Annotated in this window: 29 protein-coding genes and 1 tRNA gene; 22 read left to right on the top strand and 8 right to left on the bottom strand. The window is 62.8% G+C overall.

What is annotated here, in order from left to right:
• Positions 1 to 99: 99 nt before the first annotated feature.
• From N511_RS0117765 to N511_RS25020, 13 genes are all read left to right on the top strand, one after another.
• Entirely contained in the window at positions 100 to 987 is an 888-nt protein-coding gene (locus N511_RS0117765) for an EamA family transporter (RefSeq protein WP_027680509.1), read from the top strand.
• A 171-nt stretch (positions 988 to 1158) separates the two neighbouring features.
• Positions 1159 to 1506: a c-type cytochrome gene (locus N511_RS0117760; protein ID WP_012436693.1), complete on the top strand. Its 348-nt coding sequence runs from the start codon at positions 1159 to 1161 to the stop codon at positions 1504 to 1506.
• A 10-nt stretch (positions 1507 to 1516) separates the two neighbouring features.
• Positions 1517 to 1987, top strand: a complete 471-nt coding sequence (gene soxY / locus N511_RS0117755) for a thiosulfate oxidation carrier protein SoxY (RefSeq protein ID WP_037027121.1) — start codon at positions 1517 to 1519, stop codon at positions 1985 to 1987.
• Between the two features lie 18 nt (positions 1988 to 2005).
• Complete coding sequence (soxZ, locus tag N511_RS0117750) at positions 2006 to 2317, top strand: thiosulfate oxidation carrier complex protein SoxZ (protein WP_004628733.1); 312 nt, start codon at positions 2006 to 2008, stop codon at positions 2315 to 2317.
• A gap of 16 nt (positions 2318 to 2333) precedes the next feature.
• Entirely contained in the window at positions 2334 to 2789 is a 456-nt protein-coding gene (locus N511_RS0117745; protein ID WP_004628735.1) for a DsrE family protein, read from the top strand.
• A gap of 40 nt (positions 2790 to 2829) precedes the next feature.
• Positions 2830 to 3630, top strand: coding sequence for a sulfur oxidation c-type cytochrome SoxA (gene soxA, locus N511_RS0117740; protein ID WP_027680507.1), 801 nt, complete (start codon positions 2830 to 2832; stop codon positions 3628 to 3630).
• Positions 3631 to 3646: 16 nt separating this feature from the next.
• Positions 3647 to 4309 carry a sulfur oxidation c-type cytochrome SoxX gene (gene soxX, locus N511_RS0117735; RefSeq protein ID WP_027680506.1) on the top strand — a complete coding sequence of 221 codons (663 nt, stop codon included), beginning with the start codon at positions 3647 to 3649 and terminating at the stop codon, positions 4307 to 4309.
• 12 nt (positions 4310 to 4321) lie between these two features.
• Positions 4322 to 4834, top strand: coding sequence for a TlpA disulfide reductase family protein (locus N511_RS0117730; RefSeq protein WP_027680505.1), 513 nt, complete (start codon positions 4322 to 4324; stop codon positions 4832 to 4834).
• Positions 4831 to 6552 carry a thiosulfohydrolase SoxB gene (soxB, locus tag N511_RS0117725; protein ID WP_027680504.1) on the top strand — a complete coding sequence of 574 codons (1722 nt, stop codon included), beginning with the start codon at positions 4831 to 4833 and terminating at the stop codon, positions 6550 to 6552. The genes N511_RS0117730 and soxB overlap by 4 nt, the downstream gene beginning before the upstream one ends.
• Before the next feature lie 48 nt (positions 6553 to 6600).
• Positions 6601 to 6676: transfer RNA gene (locus N511_RS0117720), tRNA-Ala, on the top strand.
• A gap of 144 nt (positions 6677 to 6820) precedes the next feature.
• Positions 6821 to 7876 carry a serine hydrolase domain-containing protein gene (locus N511_RS24360; RefSeq protein ID WP_081785394.1) on the top strand — a complete coding sequence of 352 codons (1056 nt, stop codon included), beginning with the start codon at positions 6821 to 6823 and terminating at the stop codon, positions 7874 to 7876.
• Positions 7877 to 8267: 391 nt separating this feature from the next.
• A complete protein-coding gene (locus N511_RS0117710) occupies positions 8268 to 8984 on the top strand; it encodes a hypothetical protein (RefSeq protein WP_027680503.1) in 717 nt (238 codons plus the stop codon).
• A gap of 379 nt (positions 8985 to 9363) precedes the next feature.
• Entirely contained in the window at positions 9364 to 9846 is a 483-nt protein-coding gene (locus N511_RS25020) for a toll/interleukin-1 receptor domain-containing protein (RefSeq protein ID WP_231479642.1), read from the top strand.
• 976 nt (positions 9847 to 10822) lie between these two features.
• Here the strand turns inward: N511_RS25020 and N511_RS0117695 are convergent.
• Positions 10823 to 11296, bottom strand: coding sequence for a hypothetical protein (locus tag N511_RS0117695; RefSeq protein ID WP_027680502.1), 474 nt, complete (start codon positions 11294 to 11296; stop codon positions 10823 to 10825).
• Between the two features lie 700 nt (positions 11297 to 11996).
• Here N511_RS0117695 and N511_RS25535 point away from each other — a divergent pair.
• The gene (locus tag N511_RS25535; RefSeq protein WP_027680500.1) at positions 11997 to 12365 is read left to right on the top strand and encodes a hypothetical protein; all 369 of its coding nucleotides are present in this window, start codon (positions 11997 to 11999) and stop codon (positions 12363 to 12365) included.
• A gap of 46 nt (positions 12366 to 12411) precedes the next feature.
• On the opposite strand, the gene N511_RS24355 is transcribed toward N511_RS25535, so the two are convergent.
• Positions 12412 to 12978 carry an NADPH-dependent FMN reductase gene (locus N511_RS24355; RefSeq protein ID WP_037027120.1) on the bottom strand — a complete coding sequence of 189 codons (567 nt, stop codon included), beginning with the start codon at positions 12976 to 12978 and terminating at the stop codon, positions 12412 to 12414.
• Between the two features lie 91 nt (positions 12979 to 13069).
• Positions 13070 to 14323 carry an Hsp70 family protein gene (locus tag N511_RS0117675; protein WP_027680499.1) on the bottom strand — a complete coding sequence of 418 codons (1254 nt, stop codon included), beginning with the start codon at positions 14321 to 14323 and terminating at the stop codon, positions 13070 to 13072.
• A 313-nt stretch (positions 14324 to 14636) separates the two neighbouring features.
• Here N511_RS0117675 and N511_RS25015 point away from each other — a divergent pair, with 313 nt between their 5' ends.
• The 4 genes from N511_RS25015 (at position 14637) to N511_RS24350 (ending at position 16432) form a co-directional block, all read left to right on the top strand.
• Positions 14637 to 14846 (top strand): YgaP family membrane protein, encoded by a 210-nt coding sequence (locus tag N511_RS25015; protein WP_081785392.1) that lies wholly within the window; start codon positions 14637 to 14639, stop codon positions 14844 to 14846.
• A gap of 1 nt (position 14847) precedes the next feature.
• Positions 14848 to 15405: an RNA polymerase sigma factor gene (locus N511_RS0117670; RefSeq protein ID WP_027680498.1), complete on the top strand. Its 558-nt coding sequence runs from the start codon at positions 14848 to 14850 to the stop codon at positions 15403 to 15405.
• 19 nt (positions 15406 to 15424) lie between these two features.
• On the top strand, positions 15425 to 15757 hold the full coding sequence (locus N511_RS0117665) for a carboxymuconolactone decarboxylase family protein (RefSeq protein WP_231479640.1): 333 nt from the start codon (positions 15425 to 15427) through the stop codon (positions 15755 to 15757).
• Positions 15758 to 15916: 159 nt separating this feature from the next.
• The gene (locus tag N511_RS24350) at positions 15917 to 16432 is read left to right on the top strand and encodes a DUF305 domain-containing protein (RefSeq protein WP_037027119.1); all 516 of its coding nucleotides are present in this window, start codon (positions 15917 to 15919) and stop codon (positions 16430 to 16432) included.
• A gap of 182 nt (positions 16433 to 16614) precedes the next feature.
• Here the strand turns inward: N511_RS24350 and N511_RS0117655 are convergent, their stop codons facing one another.
• Complete coding sequence (locus tag N511_RS0117655; protein ID WP_155954070.1) at positions 16615 to 17574, bottom strand: PASTA domain-containing protein; 960 nt, start codon at positions 17572 to 17574, stop codon at positions 16615 to 16617.
• Between the two features lie 198 nt (positions 17575 to 17772).
• On the opposite strand from N511_RS0117655, the gene N511_RS0117650 reads away from it, so the two are divergent.
• A complete protein-coding gene (locus N511_RS0117650; protein ID WP_155954069.1) occupies positions 17773 to 18027 on the top strand; it encodes a DUF1330 domain-containing protein in 255 nt (84 codons plus the stop codon).
• Positions 18028 to 18163: 136 nt separating this feature from the next.
• On the opposite strand, the gene N511_RS0117645 is transcribed toward N511_RS0117650, so the two are convergent.
• The 3 genes from N511_RS0117645 to N511_RS0117635 form a co-directional block, all read right to left on the bottom strand.
• Positions 18164 to 19183, bottom strand: a complete 1020-nt coding sequence (locus N511_RS0117645) for an alpha/beta hydrolase (RefSeq protein ID WP_027680494.1) — start codon at positions 19181 to 19183, stop codon at positions 18164 to 18166.
• Positions 19184 to 19259: 76 nt separating this feature from the next.
• Complete coding sequence (locus tag N511_RS0117640; protein ID WP_027680493.1) at positions 19260 to 19685, bottom strand: organic hydroperoxide resistance protein; 426 nt, start codon at positions 19683 to 19685, stop codon at positions 19260 to 19262.
• A gap of 141 nt (positions 19686 to 19826) precedes the next feature.
• Positions 19827 to 20288: a MarR family winged helix-turn-helix transcriptional regulator gene (locus N511_RS0117635; RefSeq protein ID WP_027680492.1), complete on the bottom strand. Its 462-nt coding sequence runs from the start codon at positions 20286 to 20288 to the stop codon at positions 19827 to 19829.
• Positions 20289 to 20567: 279 nt separating this feature from the next.
• Between N511_RS0117635 and N511_RS0117630 the strand changes: the two genes are divergently transcribed.
• The 3 genes from N511_RS0117630 to N511_RS0117620 all read left to right on the top strand — a co-directional run bounded on the left by N511_RS0117630 (position 20568) and on the right by N511_RS0117620 (position 22225).
• Positions 20568 to 21482, top strand: a complete 915-nt coding sequence (locus N511_RS0117630) for a PhzF family phenazine biosynthesis protein (RefSeq protein ID WP_027680491.1) — start codon at positions 20568 to 20570, stop codon at positions 21480 to 21482.
• 68 nt (positions 21483 to 21550) lie between these two features.
• The gene (locus tag N511_RS0117625; protein ID WP_027680490.1) at positions 21551 to 21877 is read left to right on the top strand and encodes an EthD family reductase; all 327 of its coding nucleotides are present in this window, start codon (positions 21551 to 21553) and stop codon (positions 21875 to 21877) included.
• A gap of 24 nt (positions 21878 to 21901) precedes the next feature.
• Complete coding sequence (locus N511_RS0117620) at positions 21902 to 22225, top strand: hypothetical protein (protein ID WP_027680489.1); 324 nt, start codon at positions 21902 to 21904, stop codon at positions 22223 to 22225.
• A gap of 127 nt (positions 22226 to 22352) precedes the next feature.
• On the opposite strand, the gene N511_RS0117615 is transcribed toward N511_RS0117620, so the two are convergent.
• Positions 22353 to 23324, bottom strand: a complete 972-nt coding sequence (locus tag N511_RS0117615) for an AraC family transcriptional regulator (protein ID WP_051530963.1) — start codon at positions 23322 to 23324, stop codon at positions 22353 to 22355.
• Between the last annotated feature and the right edge of the window lie 72 nt (positions 23325 to 23396).

Below are 23396 nucleotides of genomic sequence, written 5' to 3'. Positions count from 1 at the left end.
GCACAAACAATGCGCAAGATTGTGCAAGTCGCCTAAGCGGCCGGCGCCTACAGTGCGTCATGTGGCCGCACGGGCGGCCGTCCGAACCTTCCGATCATCATGTCTCCCAAGGATCTGCTGCTGGCCCTGACCGTTGTGCTGGTGTGGGGCGTCAACTTTGTCGTCATCAAGGTGGGCCTGCACGGCGTGCCGCCCATGCTGCTGGGTGCGCTGCGCTTTGCGCTGGTCGCCTTCCCGGCCGTGCTGTTCGTGCCGCGCCCCAAGATCGCGCTCAAGTGGCTGGTGGCTTACGGCGCCACCATCAGCTTCGGGCAGTTCGCGTTCCTGTTCTCGGCCATGTACGTGGGCATGCCGGCGGGGCTGGCCTCGCTGGTGCTGCAGTCGCAGGCCTTCTTTACGCTGACGATTGCCGCCATCGTGCTGCGCGAGCCGATCCGCTGGTTCCACCTGGCCGGCATGGCGGTGGCCGCGGGCGGGCTGGCCGTCATCGGCATGGCGGGCGGCGGCTCGGTCACGGGCATGACCACCGCCGGTTTCTTGCTGACGCTGTGCGCGGCGTTTTCGTGGGCCAGCGGCAACATCGTCACCAAGCGCGTCGGGCCGGTGAATGTGGTCAGCCTGGTGGTGTGGGGCGCCGTCATTCCGCCGGTTCCGTTCTTCCTGCTGTCGTACTGGCTTGAGGGGCCGGAGCAGATCGCGCATAGCCTGGCGAACATCAGCGCGTCGAGCATCGGCGCGATCGTCTACCTGTCCTTTGGCGCCACCATCTTCGGCTACAGCCTGTGGAGCCGCCTGCTGGCGCGCTACGCGGCCAGCCAGGTTGCGCCGCTCACGCTGCTGGTGCCGGTGGTGGGGCTGGTATCGGCGGCCGTGCTGCTGGGCGAGCGCCTGGTGGCCGCCCAATGGCTGGGCGGCGCGGTGGTGATGGCCGGGTTGCTGCTCAACGTGTTTGGCGGCCGGCTGGCCGCGCGGCGCGCGATGGCCTGATCGCCGCATCCCCAAAACAAGCGCCCGGGCCGAAAGGTACCGGGCGTTTTGCTTTGCTGGCGACATTTGCGGGCGACATAGGATTTGGCCCGTTTCGGGCACAATACCGGGTCCGATTCCCGCCATTTCGCCCGCACACGCATGCGGGCAGCCTCGTCTTCTGGAGACCACATGAAGTTCGCCCCCACGCTCGCCGCTGCGGCGGTGCTGGCCGGCCTGGCGCTGTCCGCCACGCCCGCGCTGGCCGCCGTTGATGCTGCCCGCGCCTTGTCCATCGCCAACCAGAACGCCTGCATGGGCTGCCACGCCGTCGACCGCAAGCTCGTCGGCCCGGCCTACCAGGACGTTGCCGCCAAGTACAAGGGCGATGCCGGCGCACAAGCCAAGCTCATCAAGAAGGTGCGCGAGGGCGGCATGGGCAACTGGGGCCAGATCCCGATGCCGGCCAATCCGAAGATTGCCGATGCCGATCTGAAAACCGTGATCGACTGGGTGCTCGCAGGCGCCCCGGCCAAGTGAGGAACGGACGATGAACGACGCAATCAACCTGAGCCGCCGTGACGTGCTGCGCGCCGGCGCCATGATGGCGCTGCTGGTGTCTGCCGGCATTGCCACGCCGGCCCAGGCGGCCGAATGGAACAAGGCCGCCTTTGCCGTGAAGGGCGTGAACGACGTGCTCAAGCAACTGGGCGGCGGCGCGGTCGACAAGGGCGGCGCCGGCATCCAGCTCACCGCACCGGACATTGCCGAGAACGGCGCCGTGGTGCCGCTGGTCGTGACGAGCACGCTGCCGGGCACCGACCTCATCGCCATCCTGGTCGAAAAGAACCCGAACACGCTGGCCGCCACGTTCGCCATTCCGGCCGGCACCGACCCGTTTGTCAGCACGCGCGTGAAGATGGGCGAGACGTCAACGGTCTACGCCGCCGTGCGCGCCAACGGCAAATGGGTGCTGGCGAGCAAGGAAGTGAAGGTCACCCTGGGTGGCTGCGGCGGTTAAACATCAGGAGAACACACCATGGCAGACCCGATGCGCATTCGCGCAATGGAAAACGGCGGCACCACCGACGTGAAGATCCTGATGAAGCACGACATGGAAACCGGCCAGCGCAAAGACGCGTCCGGCAAGGTCGTGCCCGCCTGGCACATCACCAACGTGACGGTGCAGCACAGCGGCAAGACGGTGCTCGACGCGCAGTTCGGCCCGGCCGTGTCGAAAGATCCGTTCCTCAATTTCAAGTTCAAGGGCGGCGCCAAGGGCGACAAGGTGACGGTCACGTGGGTCGACAACCACGGCGACAAGCGCACCGACGAAACGTCTATTCAGTAAGCCCCCGGAGGCCCACATGCGACGCAGCTTCTTTCGTGTGACCGCCGCGCTGGCGGCCTTGGGTGTGGCCGGCAAGGCCGCTGCCCAGAACGCCCCGCGCGCGGGCGGCGCCGGTGCCCGCTACAAGGTGGTCTACCAGTTGAGCGAAGGCATCGACCAGGCCGTGCGAGCCATCGGCAACCTGCGCAACCACCTGAACGGCGCACCCGGCACGAAGATCGTGGTGGTGGCGCTGGGCCACGGCATCGACTTCCTCGTTGAAGGCGCCAAGGATGCGCAGGGCCGCCCGTTTGATGCACCGGTGGCGGCGCTGGCCAGCATGGGCGTGGAGTTTCGCGTGTGCCACAACTCGCTGATGGCCTTCAAGGTGCCGGAAGACAAGCTGCTGCTCGAAGCCAAGGTGGTGCCGGCCGGTGTGGTGGAAATCACCCGCTTGCAGCAGGAAGAAGGTTTCGCCTATATCAAACCGTAGGCGACCCACGGAGGGGACCGTGAAACACAAGACATGGACGATGGTGCTGGCTGCGGCGTGGGTTGCCGGCAGCGCCGTCATGGCATCCGCGCAGGACGCCAAGGACAGCACCGCCGCCGGCATCGCGCAGTACCGCGAGATGCTGGCCGACGGCAACCCGGCTGAACTCTGGGAAGCCGCCGGAGAAGAACTCTGGAAGAAGCCCGCCGGCCCCAAGCAGGCCTCGCTTGAAGCATGCGACCTGGGCCTTGGCCCCGGCGTCGTGAAGGGCGCCTACGCCAAGCTGCCGCGCTACTTCAAAGACACCGGCCGCGTGATGGACGCCGAACAGCGCCTCATGCATTGCCGCATGACGCTGCAGGGTCTGACCAAGGAAGAGGCATCGGCCCGCCCGTTCTCGTCGCCCGGCAAGGCGTCGGACATTGAACGGCTGATGGCGTACGTGGCTTCGGAATCGCGCGGCGCGGCCATCGACATTCCGCTCGCCCACCCCGAAGAAAAGCGCGTGTACGAACTCGGCCGCCGCATGTTCTTCTACCGCGGCGGCGCGTATGACTTTGCCTGCGCCACGTGCCATGCCCAGCCGGGCTTGCGCATCCGCCTGCAGGAGCTGCCTGACTTGCTGACCGCCGACGGCGCGCGCTTTGCGTATTCCACGTGGCCGGGTTATCGCGTCTCGCAGGGCGAGGTACGCACGATGCAGCACCGCCTGTATGACTGCCTGCGGCAGCAGCGCTTTCCGGAACCGCTCTACGGCAGCGAGGTGATTACCGCGCTGGAGATGTTCCTCGCCCGCAACGCCAACGGCGGCAAGATGGACGCGCCGTCCATCAAACGATGACACGATGAGGCCACGCATGACCCGACTGACCCCCATCGTTCTGATGGCGCTCACAGTAGCGCTGGCCGCCGGCACCGCGCACGCAGCCGACGCCGCCGCCAAGGCCGTCACCCCGCCCAAGCCCGAAGCCAAGGCCGACGCGGCACTCGCCAAGGTCATCCAGGAGAGCTTTGTCTCCAAGGGCCCCGCCACCGTGGAAGGCGTGACCGAGCGCGACGACGTGCAGAAGGTCTGCAGCCAATTTGCCGACCGCAACGCCGTGCCCGCCGCGGTTGCCAAGAAACTGGAAGACGCGCAATTCAAGACCATCCACTACCCGGCTGACAACACCTGGTTGGGCGACTGGAAGGAAGGCGAGAAGACCGCGCAGAGCGGCCGCGGCATGCAGTTCTCCGACCCGGCCGGCGGCGCAAACGGCGCCAACTGCTACGCCTGCCACCGCCTCTCGAAAGACGAAGTGTCGTACGGCACCATCGGCCCCTCGCTGTACCAGTACGGCAAGCTGCGCGGCAATTCCGAGGCGATCCTGCGCTACACGTGGGGCAAGATCTACAACTCCAACGCGTATGCGGCGTGCTCCAACATGCCGCGCTTTGGGCACAAGGGCATCCTCACCGAGCAGCAGATCCGCGATGTGATGGCGCTGTTGTTCGATCCGGCCTCGCCCGTGAACCAGTAAGCCGATAACGCCATGCGTACGCTTCGACGGTTCCTGATGTGGGCGGCAGCGGCGATGGTGTTTGCCGCCACGCAGTTTGCCAATCATGCGCAGGCCGTCGAAGTGGGCGATGTGGTGGCGCTGCCCGACGTGCAGTTGCTCGACGGCACGCGCGTGCCGGGCGATGCATGGCGCGGGCACCCCGTCATCATCGCCACGTGGGCGTCGTGGTGCCCGTTCTGCGCGCTGCAGAACCCGCGTCTGCAAAAGCTCTACGACGCCACCCGCGGCACTGACCTGCGCATCCTCACCATCAGCATCGATGCCAACCCGCAGCTCGCGAAGGACTACGTCGCCAAGCGCGGCTTCACCTTCCCCGTAGCGATGGAAACCGACGCGCTGTGCGCCGCCACCGGCCCGCGCAAGGGCCTGCCCGAACTGCTCGTGCTCGACGCCAAGGGCCGCGTGGTGCGCAAGGAAGTCGGCGAGATGCTGGAAGACGACGTGGCCGACTTGGCACGCTACGCACACAGCTCCAAACAATGAACCGTCGCGAATTCGTTCAAGCCCTGGCGATTGCCGCAGCCGCCGGCCTGCGCTTGACCGACGCGCACGCCGATACGTTCAGCTATGACGTGCCGCGCTTCGGCAACGTCCACCTGCTGCACTTCACCGATTGCCACGCGCAGTTGCTGCCCATCGAATACCGCGAGCCCAGCGTCAACCTGGGCGTAGCGCAATGGGCCGGGCAACCGCCGCATCTGGTCGGGCACGCGCTGCTCAAGCGTTACGGCATTGCGCCGGGCTCGCGCGCCGCGCACGCCTTCACCGCGCTCGACTTTGCCGAGGCCGCCCGCCGCTACGGCCGCATGGGCGGATTTGCGCATCTGGCCACGCTCATCAAGCGGCTGCGCGCCACCCGCCCGAATGCGCTGCTGCTGGACGGCGGCGACACGTGGCAGGGCTCCGCCACCGCGCTGTGGACTAACGGCCAGGACATGGTCGACGCAGCCCTTGCGCTGGGCGTGGACGTCATGACCCCGCACTGGGAGATGACCTACGGCGCAGACCGCGTACGCCACGTGGTCGATCACGACTTCAAGAACAAGGTCGCCTTTGTCGCGCAGAACATCCAGACCGCCGACTTTGGTGATCCGGTGTTCGACCCGTACGTGCTGCGCGAGCTGAACGACGTGCCGGTGGCCATCATCGGGCAGGCGTTTCCGTACACACCGATCGCGCACCCGGCCGATTTCACGCCCGACTGGACCTTCGGCATCCAGGAAGAACGGCTGCAGAAGATGATTGACGAGGCGCGCGGCAAGGGCGCCAAGGTGGTCGTGCTGCTGTCGCACAACGGCATGGATGTCGACCTCAAGCTCGCCTCGCGCGTGCGCGGGTTGGACGCCATCCTGGGCGGGCATACGCACGACGCCGTGCCCGCGCCCGTCAAGGTCAGCAACCCGGGCGGGGTGACGCTCGTGACCAACGCCGGCGCCAACGGCAAGTTTGTCGGCGTGCTCGATCTGGATGTGCGCGGCGGCACCGTGCGCGACATCCGCTATACGCTGCTGCCCGTGTTTGCCGACCTCCTGCCGGCCGACCCGGCCATGACGGCGCTGATTGACCGCGTGCGCGCGCCGTACCAAGACAAGCTGGGCGAAACGCTCGCCACGAACCGCGGGCTGCTGTACCGGCGCGGCAACTTCAACGGCACGTTCGACCAACTCATCGTTGATGGCCTGATGCACGCGCAGGGCGCCGAGATTGCCTTCTCGCCCGGCTTCCGCTGGGGCACCACGCTGCTGCCCGGCGAGGCCCTGACCATGGAAGCGCTGATGGCCCAGACCGCCATCACCTACCCGGCCACCACGCTCACCGAGATGACGGGTGCCACCATCAAGACCGTGCTGGAAGACGTGGCCGACAACCTGTTCAACCCAGACCCGTACTACCAGCAGGGCGGCGACATGGTGCGCACCGGCGGCCTGCGCTACACCATCGACCCGAAGAAGCCCATGGGCCAGCGCATTACCGACATGCGCCTGGGGCCGGGTGACGGCAAGCCTATCGACGCCGACCGCCGCTACAAAGTGGCCGGCTGGGCCGCCGTGTCGCCCGAAGCCCGCAAGGCGGGCGGGCGCCCCGTGTGGGACGTGCTGGCCGACTGGCTGCGCGACCAGCGCGAAGTGACCGCAAGGCCGCTGAACACGCCGCGCATTGTGGGCATGCAAGGCAATCCGGGCATGGAAAACGCGGGTTAAACCCCCGATTGAAAGCGCCCGGGGAGTTCGGGTAGACTCATTTTCCACGGGCCGATAGCTCAGCTGGGAGAGCGCCGCGTTCGCAATGCGGAGGTCGGGAGTTCGATCCTCCTTCGGTCCACCAAGTTACTGGCAGCGTTTGATGAGCGATGCCCCAAAAAACCCGCGAAGCGTTGAGCGTCGCGGGTTTTTTTGTTGCCGGCGTGGCGTGGGTTAGATAGGCGGGCAACGGGCAACGATCAACGATCAACGAGAAGGCGATAGATAGATGGCAATTGCACGTCGAGCATTCATTGCCGCCGGGGCGCTGGCGCCGTTCCTGGCGTCTTGCGCAACCGACCTTTCCAAGTTCGGCGGCGAACCCTTTCCCGCTCTCGCTCGTCGGCTCCGCGTTTGCGCGGCAAGCTACGCCATCCTCGCGGCTGGGAAACCCAGCGCCGCCACGGTGGTGTCAAGTTGCTCGCAAGAGCCCCCCCTTCAGCCTGGAGCTGTATATCAAGCAGCCTCTCTGACCAAGCCCGTGACCGCGTTTGTTGCGCTGAATCTGGTGCGCGAGGGGCGGCTCGATTTGCAGGCGCCGGTTTCGCGCTACCTGCCGGATGGCTACAAACACCGTCTGCACCCCTTTAACCCCCAAAAGGCCGCCCTGGTCGACCTCGTCCCTGCGAGCACATTGGCGCAGATTCCTGTAGCGACACTGCTGAATCACAGCTCGGGTCTACCAAACTGGACAAGCGGCAAGCTCGTTCCTGCGTTTGAGCCGGGCACGCGGTGGCAATACTCGGGCGAGGGCTATGTGCTCTTGCAGGCAGTCATCAGTGCCGTCACTGGCGAGGCGTATGAAACCTGCGTGTCGAAGTCTGTTTTCCAGCCGATCGGCATGCGGCATTCCGCACTGCATCTGACCGACAACATTCGGGAGCGCCTGGTGAACGGCAGTTCACGCTCGCAGTTGGTGTTCAGCGAGGCCAACGCGGCTGCGTCGCTCTACACCACGGCGGAGGACTACGCGAAGCTCCTCTCGGCACTGCTGGCCGACACCGCCTTGCTGGAGCTGACCCTCGCCAAGCCCATCGCCGTTGACCCTGCATTGGGCCTGACATGGGGATACGGATGGGGCATCGAGACGACCAACCACGACGCCTACCTCTGGCATTGGGGAAACAACCCCGGGTACCGCGCATTCGCCATGGTGTCGCTGTCGTCGCGGAACGGATTCGTCCTCTTTACCAATAGCGCGGACGGAATGCCATTGGCCGCTCCGCTCGCGCAGGCCACCATTCCCGCAGAGCACGGTGTCTTTCGTTTTTCGATGCTGGGCTGAGGGCCAAGGTCGGGCGAGCGAAGGCCTGAGTTCTACGCACAGTCACAAGCTGCCTAACCCATTTGATTTACGACCAGACTAACGCCAGCGGGGAGGCTCGCGGTTCTCGTCGCATAGGTACTCGGCGCTTTCCCCTTAAAAATCAAAGAGAAATATCAAAGCAGGCGAATAGCCGGGGGAGGGCGTTCGCCAGATGCAAGGCGTTATGTATTTTTGAGCCTTGGCAAGGCGTGGGTCGATACCCCAATTTGTGGCATTTCGCGCCGGATAAATTCGTTGTAGCGTAGGTGCTCGCCGTAAGCAGGAGCACCACATATATCCGGCCAGCGGATTATGTCCGGCGCGGTTCCAGCAAATAGCAAACAAGCCGCCATAGAAAGGGGTGAGGGTCGTGGGAGTACAAGATCGCGATTGGTTCAGAGACCGTCGAGCGCCGCAGCTGCGCAATCCCGACTGGCAGAAGGAATACGCCCGCTGGTATGGCAAGCCACCCCAGGGCGCCAAGCAAGGCGTGCACTGGATCGTTTCCTTGATGGTTTGGGTGGCCGTTCTTCTGGTCGTCTACATCGCCGCGAAGCAATTGCGGCTCGCTGGTAACGGCGCAGCCGTGCCGAGCCAGCAGGCCGCTTCAACACAGCCGGCCCCCATCACGGCGCCGCCACAGCGCCAACCCATGGCCCCGGTGCAGCAACCTGCAGTGCGGGCCACCATGCCTCCGGCCGGCGTCAACAAATGCGTGATCAACGGACAGACGGTCTACACGGAAGCGCCGTGCGGGCAGGCGATGCGTGCGCTCGTCGGCAATGCGCCCACCGAGGGGCCGGGCAATGCTCGTCAGCGTGAGATGGAAGAGGCTGCGGCAGCGGCGAAGCGCGCGGAAGAGCAGCTTGCGCGGCAGTGGGATCAGCGGATGGCGCAGCGGGATCGGGACTTGGCGGCTGAGGCGGTTGCGGTTCAGCAGCAGGTCAGCAGTGTTAACGCGGAATGCGCGCGGCTTAAGGCGGATCGAGATGGGATTTTGCGGCTGTCTGTGACTACGCAGCAGATGTCGCCGTGGCGGGATAACTTGAACTACATCCGTAAGCGTATGAATGAGTTGCATTGCTGATGCAGCAGTTAAGGACAGCTATCGAAGGATGAATGTCGGCGTGACTTTCGTCATTTCGAGCCATTCTCTACAAAGCTAGACTGCTCCGAAATGAACAGTCGGATGGATTCTCGCTACCAATGTTGGTTTACCTCTCTACTTGAAAAAGGATAACGACATGGCTAGATGCACAGCACCGGTACGCGGCCATCGCTCTGCAGCTGCGGCAGCAGATTGCCCCGCATGTGGTGGCCGCTATAGCGGCTACCGGTCATATTCATATTCGCCCTCGCCGTACTCCTCCCCCTACTCGTCGGCGGGGACTGGCGGAAGCGGCCGGAGCAGCGCTGGCGGGTCGAGCGGAAACGTAAGGCCGCGATGGTCGCGAGGGAGTTCGTCAGTGGTCTACACGCCGGCCGAAGTGCGCACGCTGACGCCTGTACGCGAAAACTTCGAGAAACGAGCAACCCTGCCTGATCTACGGGACGTTTTTCTCTGTCATGCATGGGATGACCGGAAAGGTGCCGCCAAGGAGCTGCATGATCTGCTTGAGTCGCTTGGTGTCTCGGTTTGGTTCAGCGAAAAGGACGTTGCTCTAGGTACGCCGCTGCTACGCGAAATCGATAAGGGATTAGCGAAGTCGCGAGTTGGGATTGTCCTGGTAACCCCAGCGCTGTTGAGCCGCGTCCGCGGAGAGGGTATCGCTGATAAAGAGCTTTCCGCCCTCTTGGCCAGGGATCTGCTCGTTCCCATCGTGCATGGAACGACGTATGAAGCTCTACGTGATGTGAGCCCCCTGCTCGGATCAAGAAGCGGACTGAGCACTGCAGAGGATTCTATGGCGAACGTCGCGGCCAAACTTGCAGAGCTAGTTACGCCCTAGCTTGTTGGTTTTGCATAGACGCTAGACGTGATAGGGCCCGCTTTGAGTAGGTGAGCAGCAGTCTTAGGGGTCGATGGAGACACCGGTCAATGGAGCGGACTGCCTGCTTCTGGCCTCTCGCAATTGATAAATAGAAAACGGTAACCGCTAAAGCCCGTGCCCCTTGAGCAGGGGCACGGGCGGTCGTGCCTGCCACATCATCGACAGCACTGCTCAACAGAAAGAACGCTGGTTGCGCTGCTCCCGGTCATGCAGCGAGATATTCACGGTCAATATCAACGCCAGTGCGCTTTGACAACGAGGCGCCATTGAACTGGCCCTTGACCGTATTGATGTTGATGGTGATTTTGCGGCGGCAGTGCATTCCCGAGAGTCGATACTGCACTGCCACCACAGCCCTCACATCGATAGATTCCCGAGTGTGGGGTCAACGCGCCCGGCGCATGCAAAACATCAAATTCCGCTCCATATTGCTGCGCCAGATAGTTTCCATTTTTGTAGTACGCCATTCTCGCCCCCAGTTTCCCTAGTAGAAGACAGCAATAACTTCGCGAATAGCCCAGCACTCCCCAAGGAGCGCTTTCGTATCGTAGTAACCAAGAGTTGCCGTTTCAACCGGACATTAATGAGGACGGGTATCCGCTGAAGCGCTCGACCAGAACTGGCGGAATGGCTTAGCCGGCCTAGACCGTTCGCTACAAACGAGTGATGGATCGCTTCGCGGCAAGTACCACGCTCGGCTATTAGCGACCGGTCGAGGACTGCTGGTGTTGCATCGATAAGTGTTACCGACCTCATCCGACGAAGCTTGTCTTGAGCGGGCGTTTAGCCCCCCGGATTTATTGTCGTTATTCGGTCGACGTTCGCCCATCAAGTCGCGGCCAGAGTTTCACATACAACGCCCAACAAAAAGCCCACGAGCCTCTCAGCATCGCGGGCTTTTCCAAATCTAGGCCACCATCAGCAGCCCCTCACCTCACTCCCCGGCCACCTCTTCTACCTTCTTCCGTGGCCCCCGGCTAAACCGCGCCGACAACGTCCGTCGCGCGGATTCCAACCCTTCGCCCTTACCCGCAACCTTCAGGTACGTGTAACCCTCCAGCGCGGCCGTCATCAGGTCACTGCCTATCGCCAGTTGCGAATCCTGCATCCGTTCCAACAACTTCTCCAGGCGGGCGAGGCGAGGGCGCAGGGTGTCAAAGCCCACCAAGTCACGTCGCATTTCCTGCAGGTTGAAATTGGCAGGAAGCACGCCGGGGTTGTTGCTCAGCAGTTCCACTGCCTGGCGGCAAAACGCTTCGGACTTGTCGCCCATCTTCATGAGCGTGCTGCGCTGCTCGACTGACAAGCCAATCAGGCCCGCGAGCTTTTCTTCCAGTGTCTTGAGCGCACCGTCAATGGCGGTCAGGTCGGTGGCGCTGGGTTGAAACGAGATCAAGTTCTGAGACATTGCGTTCCTTCTAATGCGGATATCAACGTCATGCCGATTGGCACAACGCGGTGAGGTTGGCTACCGCTGCGGCGTATCGCAATGCTGTACACAACTTTTGACGGAAAGCGCCCGCACATGGGGTGAGCAAGCCCGCTCAGGCCGCTCGAATGTTGGAGCGTGAAGCGCGAGCCTCGGACTGTCGAATTCGACGCTCTGACACTAACGCTCGACCTTCAGACGGTGGAACGTGACCCTCAGACAGTGAAGTTCGAGTGTTTGAGGCTCAAACGCGACCCTCAAAGGGTCGAATTCCACTGTTTGACACTGACGTTCGACCCTCAAACAGTGAAACACCAGTGTTTGACCCTCGCGTTCCACTCTTCGAGGGTGAAGCGCCGCTGTTTGAGGGTGGAGCGTGACCTTACGACCGTCGCTGCCTGCGAATCAAGAATCCAACTTTTGGCGCTGGCCCCATCGCTATAATCCCTTCCGCTGCTGCACCAACGGCAGCCGGGTTTGGCGACCTGCACTGGTGGCTCTGGAGAGACGATGCTTCGCGCATCGGCTCCGCACACCCACGCACGCACTACGGCGGGCCGGGTGGGGAGACCGCAAGGTCTGCCGGTGCTCCAGAGAGCCGGTTCGCCAGCCCCGCCGTCAGGCCCGCCACCTCGTCTGGCGATGAGTTGCCGGGCCTCCAACCACCTCTGGAGGCTCTATGCCAAATGGTCCAAGCGGGCACCGCCCCGCGTCTTACCCATCTCCACCCGCATCACCCAGCCCGCCGCCCACGTCATCCGACACAGGCAGGCTCACCAAGAACCGTACTTACCTGAACGGCGCAATCGCAGCGCAGGCGTATCTCAGGCGCACACGCGCCGCCATGCGCAGCCACGGCCAATGCCGTCCGGGCATGCTGCGTGAGGAGCTTCAACACCTCTCCGCACACGCATTCCCGCCGGCTTTTATCAAAGGCTTTATGGATGCGATTGATGCGTACGTATCGATGTCGCTCGGGGGCCGCGATGTCGATCCGCAGACGTGGGATGTATTAGCTGCCATAGAGCGGCGGGGCTACAGGCAATAACAACAGATTGACGCATTCCCGTGACGGGCGGGAATGCCTGAGCTGGTCAGAGTGGCAGTTGGGCGTTGGCTGTTGAAGCTGTCTCCCGAGCATGAATCGCCGCCACGAAGGCGGACAGAAATCCGCGCATTTCGGTTTGCCGCTCGGGCCGCTTCAACAGGGTTTTGATTTCGTCTGGCGTTTTTCCAATCAACGGGATGCGCAAAAACACGTCTTCGAGAAATTGATCGCTGACAGTGGACAGCACCAGCCGGAGCGATGTGAGCATGTCGTCGCCACGATGGGATGCATGTGCGAGCGCAATGGGTTTCCCGATGACTTCGAATCGCGAGACCATCCAATCGATGACGTTCTTGAGCCCTCCCGGAATAGCGCGAACGTATTCGGGGCTGGCAATAATGATGCCGTCGCATCCGGACACGAGTGCCAGGAATTCCAGCACTTCGGCCGGTGTCTGTTGCCCTTCCAGGTCAGGGGAAAAGACCGGCAAGGTGTCGAGGCGATGGAATACCAATAGCTCGACGCCCGTAGGGGCAACGTCTTGCAAGCCGAACAGTAGCGCCGTGTTGACGGAATCGCGGCGGGCACTGCCGGAGATGGTGAGGAGCTTCATCGGGTTTTCCTTTAGAGACATCCTGCCGCGCGCCTGGCTGTCTGGTTCGATACGCTCGAAACGTCCCGCCGCCCCTCAGCCTTTCAATCCGTCAGCCAAACTTGCGCGCCGCATCGCGCGCCAGGCCAGAACCGATCCCGCCGAACAGGTCGCCCTCGACGCGCCGCGCCGACGGCAGCACTTGCGCCAGTTGCTCGCGCAGCAACGGCACCCCGCTGGAGCCGCCGGCAAAGAGAATGGTATCGACCGCTTCCGCTGCAACGCCCGCCGTTTTCAGCATCGCCTGCACCGTGGACACCGTCTTGCCGACCAGCTTCCCAATCGACTGGTCGAAGTCTTCGCGCGTGACGGGCTGCTCCAGCTCGGGCGCGATGCGGTGCAGGTCGATCTCCGCCACCGGGGCGTCCGACAGCGCGATCTTCGCGGCTTCCACCTGGATGGCCAGCCAGTGGCCGGCGCGCTCGCGGATCAGGCGGATGAGGCGGTCGAGTTTTTCGGTGTCGGCGGCATCTCGGTAGTTGTCCATCACCACCGTCCACGCCTTGCGCGTGTACACGTGGTTGATGGTGTGCCAGCTCGCCAGGTCGAAATACTGGCCGGACGGCATTGCCTTGCCGTTGCGCAGCGTGCTGTTCAGGCCCAGTAGCGGCATCACGCTGGCCAGGCTCAAGGCGCGGTCGAAGTCGGTGCCACCGATGTGAACGCCGCCGTTGGCGAGGATGTCGTCGCGGCGGTCAAGGCGTTTCGCGCGGTCGGGCGACAGGCGCACGAGCGAGAAGTCCGACGTACCGCCGCCAATGTCGGCCACCAGCACAAGTTCTTCACCGCTGATGCCGGCCTCGTAGTCGAACGCGGCGGCGATGGGCTCGTACTGGAAGGCGATCTCGTCAAAGCCGGCGTCGCGCGCGATGTCCGCCAGCGTGTCTTCGGCAAGCCGGTCGGCCTTGGGATCTTCGTCGATGAAGAACACCGGGCGGCCCAGCACGGCGCGGCGGAATTCATGGCCGGCGGCATGCTCGGCGCGCCGCTTGAGTTCGCCAATGAAATGCGCCAGCAGCTTGCGGAAGGGCATGGCCTGGCCCATGACCTCGGTGCTGTCGTCCATCATCGAGGTGCCGAGCAGGCTTTTGAGCGAGCGCATCAGGCGGCCTTCGTAGCCGGCAAGATAGTCGGCCAGCGCGGCACGGCCGTAGCTGACCGTCGGGTCTTCGGCGTGAAAGAAGATGACGGAAGGCAGCGTTGCCTTGCCGTCTTCGAGCGGCAGCAGGGTGGGTGCGTCCGGTCTCAGCCAGCCGACGGTGGAGTTGGACGTGCCGAAATCGACGCCGCAGGCGTTTGACATCATAGGATTGTGGCTTCTGGTGTGCAGCTGGAGGCATGCGCCTGCACGGGATATCAGGAGCGGGGGCCACCGGCGAAAGGGGCGCTATTGTAGTGGCTTTGTGCGACGGATTCCCTCACGGCGCCCGGTGTTCGCGGCCAACATGCGGCCGCTGAGAGTCCGGCACATACGCGATCACCGTCAGAGGCGATCGCGAGAGGTGCCCAGGGGCTGTACGTGGTCCCCCAGTCCCGAAATACGTAGAAAAAAAAGAATCCTTTTGCGCTGACGGTGCCTCTATGAAGCCGTCACCAGCACAACAGAAGGATGTGTCCATATGTTCTATCTCAAGCGGAATCTGCCCACCCCCGAGCGATTGATTCGCGCTTCCCTTGGGCTCTGCACAGCCGTCGCTACAGCAACGCTGGCGCCCACGCCGTGGGGCATGATTGCCGGCTACGCGACTGCAGCGATTCTGGCAGGCACAGCAATTGTCGGCTTTTGTCCGGCCTGTGCGCTTGTTGGAAGAACGCCAATAAAGAACTGAAATGATCCGTGCTTCTGATGAGCTTATTGAGGCGGCTTGCGCCGGTAACGAGGCAGCAATCGCTCGGCTGCTGGCAGTGTGTCAGCCCGATCTAAAGCGGTTTGCGAGACGAACGTGCACGAATAGCGAGGACGCTGAAGACGCGGTGCAGATCGCTTTATGGCGGGTGTATCGAAAAATTGGCGCGCTACGCACAGCGGCAGCGTTTGCGAGCTGGCTATTCCGTATCGTCGAAAGGGAATGCTACCGATTCTTTACAAGGGGAAAAGCGTCCATTCCCTTGTACGAGGCCGATTTGGATGCTGTTCAGGCACCGATGATCCCAAGAGATTTGCGAACGGATCTCACCACCGCAATCCAGACGCTTCCTCAGAACTATCGCGTGGTTCTCATCTTGCGCGATGTTGATGGACTGACGGCGCCGGAGGTGGCGGCCGAGCTAGGCGTGACCGTTGAAGCCGTCAAGAGCCGACTGCATCGTGCCCGATCCATGGTGCGCGAGAAACTTGTCGCAAGCGGCTACTGGAATTCGGCAATGGATTCGGAAAATGAGCGGTAATCCAAAACAGCAGGCATGAATGATGAGTGAATACCAGTCGCCCAAAGACTTCCAGAACATTCCAAAGCTTCTTGCCCTTGCGAAAGAAGAAGGCAATGCTTTTATGGCCTTCGATCATGCCGCGAAGCGCGCTGGTGGTTTGATTCCGCCCAAGGTCAGGGAGTTCATCTCGCTCGCCGTTGCGCTGACTACGCAGTGTTCGTACTGTCTTGATGTCCATACGAAGGCAGCCAAAAAGGCCGGCGCTACTGCTGAAGAACTCGCAGAGTTGATTTCAATTGCAGCAGCGGTTCGAGCCGGCGCAACAATGGGACATGGCCTGATGGCGCTCCGCCTGTTTGAAGAGGCATAAGAGGCGTTCGCCCGCATGACGGCGGTGGGCTATCCGATAGCTCGGTGCGCTGCCCAACACACGCTCCCGACAGGCATACCGCATGCTGCGCCTGCATGGTCCGGGGCCAATGACCAATGACCGCGCCCCGCCAACTCGTTCAACGCGCGGGGGCAACAGATGAGCTACGCCCGTTTCGGAGCAATGATCGTGGTGTCCACGGTCGTCATGTTCGGTCTGATGTACTTGAACACCTACGAGATTGAGCACGTTCTATTCAGTCAGACACGCATGTGGATGGCGCTGATCATGGGGGCGGCAATGAGCGCCATCATGCTCGTGTTCATGTGGGGCATGTACGCCAAGGCCACCGCGAACGTCGCGATCCTGTTTGTGAGTGCGGCCGTGTTCTGCGGCGCGCTGTGGCTGGTTCGGAGCCAGCAGACGGTTGGGGATGTGTCGTACATGCAGGCGATGATTCCTCACCACTCCATCGCCATCATGACCAGTGAGCGCGCGCACATTAAAGACCCGCGCGTACGCAAGCTGGCGGACGGAATCATTCGGGCGCAGGTGAAGGAGATTGGCGAAATGAACGCGCTCATCGCCGATCTGAAGCAGAACCCGCCGCCCGCCGGTTCGCCGGATATCCCGAGTTACCGCAAGCGCGGAGAGCCGCCGCCTCGGCCGGAGTGATCGGTGGCCAAGTCATCGCAGGGATGTTTGTTCGGTGGGTCGGAGTGCGTTGGTACGGGCATCGTCGCCAATTGCGCTTCGATGCCAACAAAAAGCCCGCGAGCCGGAGAGGCAACGCGGGCTTTTTATTCACATCCCTTTCAGTACGTTCTGCTCCAGACAAGGGTTGCCGTGATCCACAGTCAGCGACACCTGACGTCGTACCCCGCCACGTGTGGGAGATCGTCCTCGCCGACGGTGGTCAAGGTGAGCTTGCCTGCGGGGCCGACGTAGTTGAAATCGCAATAGGCCAAGCCCGTGCCAGCGCAGGAGTTGGCCTCGCCGATGCCGCGCTTGACCAGCGCAGCCTGACGAGGCTCGGGGCTGGCACCACCCTTTACAGGCTTCCAGCCTTTGTCGGCGAGCGCCTTGCGCGCTTTGTCGATCGACATGTTGTAGACATTCGGCACGAGGGCGCGACCCTGGCAGACGGCATCCTCGTCGGCCACCTTGCTCAGGCGCAGCGTGCCATCGCTGTCCACGCGCAGGTCGCCGACGGGCAGGGGGGAAATGTCACCATCCCACACGCGCACGGCGCCGCCTTCCAGCGGGGTCAGTGCGCCAATCGCGGGGTCTTCGGCTGATTTGCCGTAGGCCAGCGCGACGAGCTTGTCGTTCTGAAACACCGCTACGTTGCCTTGCGTGACGTTGCACGTGCCGCTGGTCGCGGCCTGCATCTGGCCGGCAAAGCTGACAGCACGAAAGGCGCCAAGCGGTACATCGGCCATCACCGCCCAGCCTTGCGCGGCCACCTGTTTCGCGGCCGGCGACTTTGGCTTGATGACAAGTTGCGGGCAACTGTCGCGGTCACCGGCATCGCCCCCGGCCTTGGGCAGGGCGGCAACCGCCTTCATGCGAATGTCTTTCAACTCAGACACGACCCGAAGCGCTGGCATGCCCGTTTGCGCGGCAGCCTGCAACGTGAGCGCGAGACCGAACGTCAGCGCCGTGCCATGCAGGACGTTTGAGGCGATGGTGCTTGTGAAGGCGGAGAAGGAATGGCGAGGCTGCATACGAGGGAATGACGAGCGGCAGTTGAAGAGGCCTTCCAGACGCGACGTGTCACGGCGGTGGCCGGTGTTGCTGGAACGGAGTCGCTGCATCGAGCGACTGCGGCGGAGAATATTAAGAAGCAGAAACACATCGGCGTTGCTTCTACACCAGCATGGCGCGAATGCTGCGCTCCGGATTCTAGTCAAGATAGATCGACTGGTACATCGCCTGCAGCCTGCGTTTAATCGCTCGCGAGCGCATCTTCATTGGTGCCTGCCGATGGACAAAGGCATCGGAGGCTCCAGGCGATGGCCAAGCAGGCCCCGCTTGCTCCGCGCTTTCAAGCTGCGCTGCAAGACGCGGGTGGGCGAATCCTGCATTTCGGCCCGGTCGCGCAGGTGCTGGAGGGGGATGAAGACCCGTTGCCGATGGCCGGTGTGTTCGAGTTCCCCACGCTGGCCCAAGCGCTGGCTTTCTACAATTCCGAGACGTATGCGCCGATCAAGGCCGATCGGCAGGAAGCTCAGCAAGCGCGGATGTTCATCGTCGAAACGCTGTCGTGACAGACTGCTTCCGGTCAGGAGCATTCCGCTGACGGCGTGAATGTCGTCGCTAGGCGAGCGGTGCGGGTGCAACGCACCCACCGCGTACACAAGGCACGGGCGAGCGCATCGCCGGCTGACCAACCCGCCCACCCAATTACTTCAACCGCGCCTTCAGCTCTTCGCTGGCTTGATGCAAAGCTGCACGGGTTGCCGGCACACCGGCCAGCGCATTGAGCAGGCCGAAGTCGTGAATCATGCCGTTGTAGCGCGTGGCGGTCACATCCACACCCGCGGCGTCGAGCTTGCGTGCATACGCTTCGCCTTCATCGCGCAAGACATCCTTCTCGGCGGTAATCACCAGCGCGGGCGGCAGCCCCTTCAACTGAGCGGGCGTGGCCAGCAGCGGCGATGCGTAGGTCTCCTGACGCTGCGCCGGATCGGTCGTGTAGGCGTTCCAGAACCACTGCATCATCGGCTTGGTCAGGAAGTGCCCCTGCGCAAATTCGTCGTACGAAGCGTTCTCGAAGTTGGCATTCGTAACCGGCCAGAACAGGACTTGCGTGCGCAGTGCGGGCGTGCCGTGCGCCTTGGCCATCAGAGCCACCACGGCCGCCATGTTGCCGCCCACGCTGTTGCCGGCAATCGCCAGCCGCTTGCCGTCTACGCCGATCTGCGCACCGTTTTCTGCCACCCACTTTGTGGCGGCGTAGATCTGGTTGATCGCCACCGGATAACGCGCCTCGGGCGAGGGCGTGTAGTTGACGAAGACGGCGACGGCGCCGGAGTCGGCTACCAGGTCGCGCACAAAGCGCTCGTGCGTGGGGAAGTCGCCCAGCACCCAGCCCCCGCCGTGAACGAAGATAAAGCCGGGCAACGTGCCTTTCGCGCCGGCCGGGCGCACGATCGTCAGGCTGATCGGCTTGCCGTCCACGGTGATGGTTTTCTGGCTGACGTCGGCGGGCGGCAGCGACACCTTTGCGGCGGCCTGCGCGCCCACCAGCACGGCGCGGGCATCGGCGGGTGACAGGGTTTCCAGCGGCTGTCCACCGCCGGCGGCCAGGGCGTCGAGGAATGCCTGGGTGGTGCGCTCCACGCCTGGGCTGCCCGCAGCAAGGGCAACGCTTGCTGCCACAGAGAGCAGGGTGCCGGCGGCAAATTTGGTCATGCGGTTCATGGCTGGGCCTCTAATCGGTCGATCGGTTGTTGTGCGAAGGGTTGGAAGGTGCGGATGCTGGGGAAGGGCGTACGGGTCAGATCAGGCTCAGGCGTACGTCGATGTTTCCGCGCGTCGCGTTCGAATAGGGGCAGACGATGTGGGCGCGGTCGATGAGCGTTTGCGCTTCAGCCGGGTCCATGCCGGGCAGGCTGATCTTCAGGTCCACTTCAATGCCAAAGCCGTTCGGAATGACGCCGATGCCGACGCTGCCCTGCACGGACACATCTGCCGGCACGCGGATCTTGTCGCGCGCACCCACGAACTTGATCGCGCCGAGGAAACACGCGCTGTAGCCGGCGGCAAACAGCTGTTCGGGGTTGGTGCCTTCGCCGCCGGCACCGCCGAGTTCGGTTGGCGTGGTCAGGCGGACGTCGAGCCGGCCATCGTCAGTGATGGCGCGGCCATCGCGGCCGCCGGTGGCACGAGCATGGGCACGGTAGAGGACGTTTTCGATCGACATGGTGGTTCTCCTGTGAGAGGGGTGGTGGTGCGCGCATCGGCTGTCGAGGCCGCGCCGCATTGCCTACGATTAAATAGCACGCTACTTAATCGGTTTAAAAAAACGGACGCGATCAGGCGCCCGTCGGCGATACGTGTGTGCTCAGGCGGCGTTCTTGAAGAGCCGTCCTCGCAATGCATTCAACTGTGTGCGCAGTTCTTCCAGCTCGCCGGGCGCACACTCCATGGCCGCAGCCATGCATGCCGGCACTTTCTCGGCCCGCTTCTCCAGCGCCTTGCCGGCCGCCGTGAGCGAGATGATCACCCGCCGTTCGTCCTCGGCCGAGCGCTGCCGCTCGATCAGCCCCGATGCCTCCAGCCGCTTCAGCAGCGGGGTGAGCGTGGCGGAGTCGAGGAACAGGCGATCGCCAATCTCCGACACCGTCTGGGCATCCTGCTCCCACAGCACCAGCATGACGAGGTACTGCGAATACGTCAGCTCCAGCGCCTTGAGCAGCGGCCGGTACGCCTTGTTGATCCCGATCATGGTCGAGTACAGCGCAAAGCAGAGCTGCTCGTCCAGGGCGAGGTCGCGGCGTGCGGAGGAAGGCTTGCGTGTGTTCATGGAGGGGAATATATATAGCGTGCTATTGAATTGCAAGCTAATTTTTTAGACGGGTTGTTCGGGGGGCGGGGGCCCTGATGGGAGCGGGGAGGTCTTCACTACAGTAGCGTCTCGGCTGCCGGGCTTGCGGGCGGGCTCCATGCCCCATACCCACAATGACTTTCTCCGCTATCGTTTGACAGTTTTCGCAGCCTGGCGATCTACGACCAGCCGAACTACAGTCGATTGCTCGACCCAAGAGATTCCGACTGGCCAGCAACCTCACATAAAAGAGCAACCATGAAGCGCCGCTACGTGACAGCCGACGTGTTCACTGACATCCCGCTCCAGGGCAACCCAGTCGCGGTGGTGCTGGATTGCGAGGGCTTGTCGACCGAGCAGATGCAATCCATCGCAGCCGAATTTGGTTACACCGAAACGACGTTTGTCTTTCCGCCCCGAGACCCATCGCACACCGCGTGGGTACGGATATTTACGCCATCGCGAGAGATTCCGTTTGCCGGCCATCCCAACATCGGGACGGCCTTTGTGCTGGCCACGAAAGCCGCAGAAGCAGGCGAGCCGTTACCGAACACCCTGGTCTTTGATGAAGCGGCAGGCGTGGTGCCGGTTCGGCAGCTCCTGGAAGGCACCACTGTTGTCGGGGGTGAACTTGTTGCGCCGGAGCAGTTGTTGCTGCGCTCCGAAGTCGCCGCCGACAGCGTCGCCGCTTGCCTCTCGCTTGATGCCAAAGACATTCAGGTTGACGTCCACCAGCCGATCGTCGCATCGGTGGGGCTACCCTTCCTCATTGTTGAACTCCGCTCGCGAGATGCACTGCGCCGCTGCGTACCGAACCTGGTCGCGTACAAGGCGACCCTGCCGCTCGATGGCGCCGTGTCGATCTACGCGTACACGCGAGACATCGGGGAGGACGGCATCCAGGCAGGCTGCGATCTGCAATCGCGCATGTTTACACCGCGCATGACAGAAGACCCAGCAACAGGCAGCGCAACAGGCGCAACGGTTGCGCTGCTGGCGGCAGCTCGCTCAGTGCCCGAGTTGACCTTGCGCGTGCGGCAAGGCGTCGACATGGGACGCCCCAGCACACTGCTCGCGTCTTGCGAGAAGACAGGCGACACATCGACAGTCCGTGTCGGCGGAACATGCGTAGCCGTCATGGAAGGGACATTCTGGCTGCCAGTGTTGCACTGACTTGCTGGCGGCTACCGCTCATGTGAGCGCGGGATGAAGTCGACACCAATGAAGACCAGGAGAACCCCATGATCAAAGTGACCGTGATGTACCCCTACGCCGAAGGCGCACGCTTCGACCACACCTACTACCGCGAGCGCCACATGCCGCTGGTGAAGGCGCGACTTGGGAATGCCTGTGCGTACTACACCGTCGATAAAGGCTTGGCCGGCGGAGCACCCGGTACGCCACCTGCCTACGTGGCGATGTGCGCGTTCATCTGTGAATCGGTCGAAGCCTATGAGGCCGCCATTCAACCGCACCGCGCCGAGATCCTGGGCGATATCCCCAACTACACCGACATTGCACCGGTGCTTCAGATCAGCGAGATCGTCGTCGAGCGGTCGGATCGATGAGCGCAATCCTCACACCTCGTCTCAATGTCCCGTCACCATCATCACGTCTACGTTGTCGAACTGTCGCGGCAAGTGCTGAACGAAGGGCGCTTCAAAAAAGCGAATCCCGATTACCTGGGTGACAAGCCGTGCGTTTATGTCGGCATGACCGGGCAGTCGCCCGACGTGCGTTTTGACAAACACAAGGCGGGGCTGAAGTCGAACCGGTTTGTGCGCGAGTACGGCCTGCGTCTGATGCCGGAGCTGTACGAATGCTTCAACCCGATGCCTTACGAGGCGGCACGCGAGATGGAAGTGGAGCTGGCGATCGGGTTGCGCGAAGAAGGGTATGCGGTGTGGCAGGCGTAGCGAGGTGCTGCGTGCCCAAGCCTGAGTCTCATGGGTGCCGAGGTCGGCGAAACCCGTGACAAAGGCCGAGGCGCGTGGGCGCTGCCTTTTTCCAGCCGAAAGACAGCTTGCGGCCAGCTAAGTTGGATCAGTGCGAAGAGACATACGCCGCACCCTCAAAGGCCGGTGCAAGCGCGAAGCTGTCACGCATGCGCTTCGATTCCGCTGCCGGCGTCAAACCAAAAAGCCGCTTGAACTCACGGCTGAATTGCGATGGGCTGGCGTAGCCCACCGCGTGACTCGCCGCCTCGGCTGTCAGGTCTTCACGCACCATCAACAATCTTGCCTGGTGCAAGCGGATGCACTTTACGTATTGCATGGGGGAGAGCTGCGTAATCGCCTTGAAATGGCTGTGGAAGCTCGGAATGCTCATGCCTGCTCTCCCGGCAAGCTGTGCCACATCAAGCGGCTGTTCGTATGCAATGTGAATGTGCCGTAGCGCCTGCCCAATACGGCCAAACTGACCGCGCAGCGCCAGCGCCTCTCTCATGGCGGCGCCTTGCTCGCCGGTAAGCACTCGGAAATACAGCTCGCGCAGCAGGCCCGGTCCCAGCACGGCCGCTTCCAAGGGATCGTGCATTGTCTCCAGGAAGCGGAGTACAGAAGCGCGCATCCCGTCGTCCATGGGGCTGGACATCATGCTCTGCGGACTGGCCGGGCGGTGCGTCATGCCAACACTGTCGAGCTGCGCGGCCAGCTCGGCCGCCATCACGAAATCGAGGTGCAGATAAAGCGCGAGCAGTGGCCGCTCGGGCGTTGCCTCCGTTTCCATGTTGAACGGAACGGGCACCGACACGGCAAGGTAGTGATCTTCGTCGTACAGGTACAACTGGTCGCCGAAGTATCCGCGCTTGCGGCCCTGGCAAACGATGACGATGCCCGGGTCATAGAGGACGGGTGTGCGCGACAGTGCGCGATCAGAGCGCAGGATGCGCACGCTTTCCATGGCCGTCAGGTTGTACCCCTCGGCAGGCGCGAGCGCGCGCATGAGCGAAATGATCCGGGCCCGCGTGGCCGAAGGGGTGGTAGAAGCCCGGCGAGTGGTAACCCGTCTGGTCATAGGTTTAGGCAAGAAATTCAGCCGATTTCGGCTTAAATCATCTACGCGCCAAGACTAGCATGCAGCCTTCAT

This window comes from Ralstonia sp. UNC404CL21Col, from assembly GCF_000620465.1.
Taxonomy (GTDB): Bacteria; Pseudomonadota; Gammaproteobacteria; order Burkholderiales; family Burkholderiaceae; genus Ralstonia; species Ralstonia flatus.
This window is presented reverse-complemented; position numbering and strand designations above follow the sequence as displayed.